Below are 6,935 nucleotides of genomic sequence, written 5' to 3'. Positions count from 1 at the left end.
GCCCGGGACTACCGAAGTAGTCCCGGGCAGCGGCGCTTCAGCCTAGTACTCCAGTGTGACTTCGTGATCTATCCGGTTGAGGGCTCGGCAAGGCGTCGTCGGTAGTGGCTTCGGCGGGCGGTTGCTTGGTGGTGTCTGCGCCAGTTTGACCAGGTCAGCAGACTGTGTGGGGACGTGGCCGCTGGAACCAGGAAGGCGCCGAGCAGGTGGCGGATCTCGGGGACGGTCAGGTCGATCGGGTCGGTGCTGCGGGCGGGCCGGTTCGGCTTCGCGGTCCTTGCCGGCGTCGCGTCGGCGGCGAGGACTGCCAGGAAGGCCAGCGCGAGCATGGCCAGGGTGATGTGCCGGTGCCAGGCGGTCCAGTGGCGGACCTGGTAGTGGTCCAGTCCGACCTGGCCTTTCGCGGCCTGGAAACACTCCTCGACGCACCACCTGGTCCCGGCCACCCGGACCAGCTCGGACAGTGGCACCCGTCTCGGGGACCAGCACAGGTGGAAGGCGAGTTCGCCGCTGTGCGGGTTGCGGCGGATCAGCAGGTGCCGGTGACCGTCGGTGCCGATCCCGATCCAGGCCCAGTCGTAGTAGCGCGGTCCCTTCGCTCCTGCTCCGGCGCTCTGCCGGTGCCAGGCCGAGGCGGGCAGACGGCCGGCCACGGCATCCGCGCGGGCAGCGGTCCGCCCCTGGTTGATCCGCACCCGCGTGCTGCACGCGACGGCCAGGACGTAGCCGATCTCACGGGACTCCAACAGGGCGCGCAGGCCGGGGTCTTGACCGTAGGCCTCGTCGCCGGTCACCCAGGAGGAGCCGATCCCGGCGTCCAGTGCCGCCGTGATCATCTGCCCGGCCAGCGTGGGCTTGGTCGCGAACTGCGCCTGGTCGGGCACCCCGGCGCGGGTTCGGCGCTCGGCGTCCTGGCACCACGAGGCGTCGGGCAGGTAGAGGCGGCGGTCGATCAACGCCCGTCCTCTGCTGGAGGCGTAGGCGAGGAAGACGCCGACCTGGGTGTTCTCGATTCGTCCTGCCGTCCCGGTGTACTGCCGCTGCACGCCCGCCGAGGCGGTGCCCTTCTTCAGGAAGCCGGTCTCGTCGACGATCAGCACGCCGTCGTCCGTGCCGAGGTGTTCGAGCACGTAGGCGCGGATGTCGTCGCGGACCGTGTCGGCGTCCCAGCGGGCGCTTCGCAGCAGCCGTTGCATTGGCCCGGGGCGGGCGTGGCCGGCCTGTTCGGCCAGTCGCCAGCAGTTCTTCCGCTCGACGCCGGACAGCAGGGCGAGCACGAAGGCACGAGCGGTCGCCCGCGGCTCAACGCGTCGGAACCGGCCCGCGATCCGGGCCATGGCCTGGTCGAACATCGCCCGCCAGCGGGCTGCGTCTATGCTGTGACCCGCGGCCACCGCATGATCGTCATGAGTCCACACAACCCTTGATGATCACGCGGTGGCCGTTGCCGTTCCACCCGGCTCCATCGCGAGATCACGAAGTCACACTGGAGTACTAGGCAGGGCTTCCACCTCTCGGTGCCGATCCCGAAACAAACTGCTGCGGCGACGCCGGTGTGACGGCCAGCTCTACGGTCGGCCCCAGTGGATGGCCGCCCGTAGAACTACGAGGTCAGGCAGTGAGCGTGATGTCCAAGTACGCCTGCACCGACTCGAAGAGCCCGTACGGCACATACTCAGGGATCTCGGCGAGTGCCACCCACGCGAGGGCGTCCAGCTCGTCCGTGTCCACCACCTCGGCGGTGCCGCTGACAACCTCACAGGCCGTGTACGACATCAGTCGGCCGGTCTTCGGATGCACCCGCTCGCCCAGGAGTTTGACGGCGGCCACACCCAGTCCGGTCTCCTCCGCCGTCTCACGGACAGCCGCCTCCTCGGACGACTCACCAGCCTCGATCTCACCGGCCGGGAACTGCCAGGAGAGCTGGCCCTCGCTCACCCGTCGCCTCACCATCAGGACGCGGCCTTCGTGGACCACGATCGCGGCGGCAATACCCGGGCGTTCCTCTGCAGTCTGCTGTGTCACGTCTGCTCCTCCAGGGCGGCCAGGATGGGTGGGAAGATCGTATCGGCGTCGATGAAGCGGGCCACCGAGTTTCGAGGAACCCACATCACGTCGATGTTCTCAACGGCGTCGCTGTTGGTTGCCTCGCCGGCCAGGTACTCGCACAGGAAGTACTCGCACAGCACGCCCGTCACGGGGTGGACACGGCTGCCGAGGCTCCCGCGGACGGCACAGTGAACCCCGGTCTCGTCCAGCGTCTCCCGGACCGTCGCGGTCTCCGGCTTCACGCCGGGCTTGATCACCCCAGCAGGGAACTGCCAGGTGATCCCGGACGCGTCGTCATCGCGCCGGCAGACCAGCAGCACGTCGCCCTGCCGGAGGACAACCGCGATGGCCACCCGCAGGGCCTGCGCAGCTGGCTTGCCGGACACGGAGGCTCCGTCACCGCGTTCTTTCGCTGCCAGGAGGGCGAAGCGCTGACGAGCCGCGTCGGAAGCTCTCTCGTGCGCGGCGTCGAGGAGCTGCTGCATCTCGGCTCGCGGTACAACGGAGGAGTCGGCGTGCCATGTGGCCACCGTTCTCACCGCGATCCCGAGCTGATTGGCGAAAGCCTCGTTGGTGAGGCGGAGGGCGGACTGGAGCAGACAGGCGTAACGACCGCTCCAGACCTCGATAACGTCCAACGCCGTTCCCTCTCCGTCGTGGTCGCTGCAGCACAGGAGGCGTGCGTCGAAGATGCACATCGACTGCACTGGCGCTTCATCGCTACGCGGCATGGACACCGGAAGACTTGCGGTCAGCACCTCAAAGCCATGATCGCCTAGGCAACTTGAGCCCTGGAAGCGCCTGGGAGCAACAGGACGTACACGCCGCCCCCCAGAGATTCTAGGTGAGTACCCGGAGCAGGAAAGCGAGTTGGGCGACTATGCCCGCGAGACCACCGCGTTGCCAGGGCGGCGAATCGAACACAACCGGGCCGCGCAGGGTTCACCCGCTCGGGGGGTAGGTCGGAGCGCCGAAAGTGGTTCGCCAGCGCCGGTAACCTCAGTTCATGACGAGCTGATCGTTCGTCATGTCCGAATGCTGGCAAGCCGAAAGGGAACTGATGACCGAGGACCAGGTCCACAAGGTCGAGCGCACACTCGTCCTGCTCAAGCCCGACGCGCTGGTGCGCGGCCTCGGAGGCCGGATCATCTCGCGCTTCGAGGATGCCGCGCTGAAGATCGTCGGCGTCAAGATGAAGTGGATGGACGAGGAGTTCACCCGTAAGCACTACTTCGACCTCGAAGAGCGGCTCGGGGCAGAGGTCTACAACCTCACGGCCACCTTCATGCAGCAGGGGCCCGTCATCGCCCTGGTACTGGAGGGCTACGACGCCATCGCCACCGTTCGGAAGATCGTGGGCAGCACCTACCCGAACCAGGCTCCGGCCGGCACGATCCGCGGCGACCTCTCGCACATGAGCTCCGCGGGCAGCGTGGCGGTCGGCAAGGCCGTGGCCAACCTGGTCCACGCCTCCGGCAACAAGGAGGAGGCCGCGCAGGAAGTCGAGCTGTGGTTCGACAAGGACGAGCTGCACGAGTACCGCACGCTGGCCGAGATCTTCACCAACTGACGGCAGGTCGCGGCGTCACCACTGGGACGCCGCTGCGTTGATCACCACCGGGGCACCACCGTCCGATCTGAGAGGGCACCATGACCAACCAGACCCGCCTGGCCTCCGCCGAGGAGCTGGAGTCGATCTTCCAGCGCGAGCTGGCGGCCGACCGCTGGGCGGCCACCGAGACCGCCTACGCGCTGGCGGTCCGCCTCCGGGACGCCGGCGACTGGCCCAAGTCCCGTGAATGGGTGCAGCAGTGCCTCCAGCTGTTGGAGGGCTTCCCGAGCGAGACCGAGGACCAGACGGCGACCACCCGCGTGGCGGTCGGCGGCGTCCCGCTGCCGAACTACCTGCACGCCGGAGTGATCCGCGACCGCTTCGGTGACCTGGGCTGATCCATCTCGGGTGGTGCGGCAGGTGAAGTGACGGCCCGCCGCACCACCCGGCTCCAACACCAACTCCATACCGCCCCACCCGGACCAGCCAGGGGCCACCCGCCTTGGTTCGGCTGGATCCGCCATGCCTGAAACGAGGAGACACGACCGTGGCTGTCGAGATCGAGATGCGCGCCCGCTTCGACAAGGAGACCCACGACCAGCTCATGGACCGCCTGCGGAAGGACGGCCAGGACCTGGGCGACGACGCCAAGCACATCTACTTCTACGTGCTGCCCGAGCAGCTGTTGAAGGTCACGGACAACACGGCCGCCGGCACCGCCAAGATCACCCTCAAGGGCAGCAGGATCGGCCAGGGCGCGGTCTTCCACGAGACCGAGTTCGCCATCGCCCGCGAGGACGTCCCGGCGGCGGTGAAGGTCTTCAACACGCTCGGCTTCGAGAGCGCGATGCACGAGGCGTTCAACTTCCGCCACAACTTCCACTTCCAGGGTGTGGAGATCGCCCTCAAGTGGAGCGAGGCATGGGGCTACCACGCCGAGTTCGAGGTGCTGCTCGAAGACGGCGCCTCGGACGCCGCCCGCGACGAGGCGTCCGCCCAGATCGTCGACGTCGCCGCCGAGCTCGGCGTGACGCTGATGAGCGAGCAGGAGCTGGCCGACTTCGCCGCCGCCTTCGAGGCCGCCGAGCAGGAGCGCAAGGCCCGCGAGGCACAGGCCGCGCCGATCCGGTAGGAGCGCGTCACCGCGGTAGACCACCAGAAGGGGGTGGGCACGGATGAGCACGACCCCGACGACCACGAGTCTGGTCGACCTGGCTGCCCGAAGGCAGCTGCCGCACCACCAGTACATGGACCCGGCAACCGTTGAGTGGATCAAGGCCAACCGGCCCGCCCTCGGTGCGGCCTGGCCACCGCCCCTACGACCGGCCTCGAAGCACCTCCTGAGCCGGTCCGCTCTTCCGACAGCGTGGCTGGCGGAGCCTCGCCTCCACGACTCGCTCCACGGTCTCAGGCACAGCATGCGGACCGCCGCACTGGCCGCCCTGCTCGCCGAGATCCACGAGCTGGACGACACCGAGACCGCCACAGTCGTCCTGGCAGCAGCCGTCCATGACTGCCGGCGCCTGCACGACCAGGACGACCGGGGCCACGGCGCTCGCGCCGCCATCTGGCTGGCCGCCAACGCCGACACCGTCTGGACCCACTTCGGCTTGGTGGCCACGCCCCGGCGGATCATCCAGGCTGCGACCGCCATCCGCCTCCACGACGTACCGTGCGACGCCTTCTGCGCGGACGACCAGGCCGACTACGCCCGATCCGAACTCATCTGCGACCTGGTCAAGGCCGCCGACGCGCTCGACCGCTACCGCCTCCCGAAGCTCACCTGGTGGCCCGACGCGCGGCACGTTCGTGAGTCGGCCTTCGACCAGCTCCGCCCCGTGGCCTTCGACCTCGTCGCCGTCTCCGAGACCGCGCACCTCGCCGGAGCCAGCAGCGCCGAAGCCGTCCTGTACGCACTCGCCGAGAAGGGACTGGTGTAGCCGTGGGCCTCTGCAACACCTACGACCTGTGGGCCGACGCGCACGCCTTCTTCGACTCCGCGCTACTGCCCGACGCCGGGCAGGCCGGCCCGCTGGCAGCCCAGACGGCCGCCTGGCACAAGCGCCTGACCGACGAGACGCCGAATGGCAGCCTGCTCCGCAAGAACGCGCTCTTCGACAGCCTCAGCAGCGACGGCAAGCTGCACCTGCTCCACGTGACCCACGCCCTGGAAGAGATCAGCGAGGAGGGGGTGCTCTACCCCTCCGGCGGATGCCTCGTCGGCAGCATCTACTGCGCTCCGCTCACAGCGACCGAGCACGGCTTCCGCATGCACAACCTGGCCGCCTACGTCCTCACGAAGGAGGCCCCAGCCTCCCTCGCCAAGGTCGGCCTGAGCGGACGCGCACCCACGCCGCTGATCTTCGAGATCACCGCGCCGCCCCAGGCGTACCGCGGATTGGCGGGCGTGGACTACCTGCGGCTGGGCTCGATCCACCTGCAGATCTACACCGACCTGGAGTACCTGCTCAGCAAGACGGAGCGACACCACCTGCGCGAGACCGTCGTCGGCCGGATCAAGAACTCGGCCGCGTTCCTGGCCCTGGCCGCCGGCATCGTCTACCAGGGCTCGACCGTGGCCACGGAGGGCTTCCTCCAGCTGCTGGATGCGGCCATCCCCCGGCTGCCGATCCTCGGCTACCTCTACTTCGAGGCTCTCGCCGAGTACCTGATGCTCCACTCCACCTCTGTACGGACCCGGCAGCTGGCCGACCTCGGGGAGTTCAACAACTGGCTCTACAAGGAGATGCTGTTCGCCTCCTTCCCGGACATGGCCGGCAAGTTCAACCTCGCCAGGTTCCGTCCCCGCCCGCAGCAGCTGGCGGCACTTCTGCAGCGGGTGGACCCGACCATCGACGCTGACCACGCCCGCGCGTACATGGTCGAGCGGATCAGCTACCTCGTGGCGGCCCGGCTCTTCACCAGCGGGCAGGTGCCCGAAGCCTGGCACCGCACGCGCTGGGAGTTCGACAGCCTCGCCACCCAACTCGGCCCGCTGCTCGGTCACCTCATCCACCGCGAACTCCGCAGCTTCGGCCGCTACCCCGACTTCTACTTCTACTTCGACCAGCACAAGGCCCTGCAAGCCTGGAACTACTGGAACCACATGGACATCGTCGTGCCGTTCAACGGCACGATGCCCAAGGGCGAGATCGGCATCAACCCGGCCTACCCGAACCTGGACTACCGCGTCTGGCGTGCCGAGCCGGACGACGCCGGGCACCTCCACCCGACCGAGCAGCTGGCGCTGAGCATCGCGCCGCGCCTGGTCGACATCAAGTACACGCTCATGCGCAACAGCAGCCGCTGACCGCTGCCCCACGCCCCTCGACGA

General features: G+C 68.4%; 8 protein-coding genes. 5 read left to right on the top strand and 3 right to left on the bottom strand.

Going from position 1 to position 6,935, the window contains the following annotated elements; translation table 11 throughout:
* Positions 1–68: 68 nt before the first annotated feature.
* The 3 genes from ACFRAR_RS24975 to ACFRAR_RS24965 all read right to left on the bottom strand — a co-directional run bounded on the left by ACFRAR_RS24975 (position 69) and on the right by ACFRAR_RS24965 (position 2,687).
* Positions 69–1,352, bottom strand: a complete 1,284-nt coding sequence (locus tag ACFRAR_RS24975; protein WP_380700407.1) for an IS701 family transposase — start codon at positions 1,350–1,352, stop codon at positions 69–71.
* 259 nt (positions 1,353–1,611) lie between these two features.
* Positions 1,612–2,025: an NUDIX hydrolase gene (locus ACFRAR_RS24970; protein WP_380700403.1), complete on the bottom strand. Its 414-nt coding sequence runs from the start codon at positions 2,023–2,025 to the stop codon at positions 1,612–1,614.
* On the bottom strand, positions 2,022–2,687 hold the full coding sequence (locus tag ACFRAR_RS24965) for an NUDIX hydrolase (protein ID WP_380700406.1): 666 nt from the start codon (positions 2,685–2,687) through the stop codon (positions 2,022–2,024). The genes ACFRAR_RS24970 and ACFRAR_RS24965 overlap by 4 nt, the downstream gene beginning before the upstream one ends.
* Positions 2,688–3,109: 422 nt before the next feature.
* Between ACFRAR_RS24965 and ACFRAR_RS24960 the strand changes: the two genes are divergently transcribed.
* The 5 genes from ACFRAR_RS24960 to ACFRAR_RS24940 all read left to right on the top strand — a co-directional run bounded on the left by ACFRAR_RS24960 (position 3,110) and on the right by ACFRAR_RS24940 (position 6,911).
* Positions 3,110–3,619, top strand: coding sequence for a nucleoside-diphosphate kinase (locus tag ACFRAR_RS24960; protein WP_380700402.1), 510 nt, complete (start codon positions 3,110–3,112; stop codon positions 3,617–3,619).
* A gap of 80 nt (positions 3,620–3,699) precedes the next feature.
* The gene (locus ACFRAR_RS24955) at positions 3,700–3,999 is read left to right on the top strand and encodes a hypothetical protein (protein ID WP_380700401.1); all 300 of its coding nucleotides are present in this window, start codon (positions 3,700–3,702) and stop codon (positions 3,997–3,999) included.
* A gap of 149 nt (positions 4,000–4,148) precedes the next feature.
* Complete coding sequence (locus tag ACFRAR_RS24950) at positions 4,149–4,733, top strand: hypothetical protein (RefSeq protein ID WP_380700400.1); 585 nt, start codon at positions 4,149–4,151, stop codon at positions 4,731–4,733.
* Positions 4,734–4,776: 43 nt separating this feature from the next.
* Positions 4,777–5,541, top strand: coding sequence for a hypothetical protein (locus ACFRAR_RS24945; RefSeq protein ID WP_380700399.1), 765 nt, complete (start codon positions 4,777–4,779; stop codon positions 5,539–5,541).
* A 2-nt stretch (positions 5,542–5,543) separates the two neighbouring features.
* Positions 5,544–6,911: a hypothetical protein gene (locus tag ACFRAR_RS24940; protein WP_380700398.1), complete on the top strand. Its 1,368-nt coding sequence runs from the start codon at positions 5,544–5,546 to the stop codon at positions 6,909–6,911.
* The last annotated feature ends 24 nt before the right edge of the window (positions 6,912–6,935 follow it).

It is taken from the genome of Kitasatospora sp. NPDC056651 (assembly GCF_042792155.1).
Classification (GTDB): domain Bacteria; phylum Actinomycetota; class Actinomycetes; order Streptomycetales; family Streptomycetaceae; genus Kitasatospora.
This window is presented reverse-complemented; position numbering and strand designations above follow the sequence as displayed.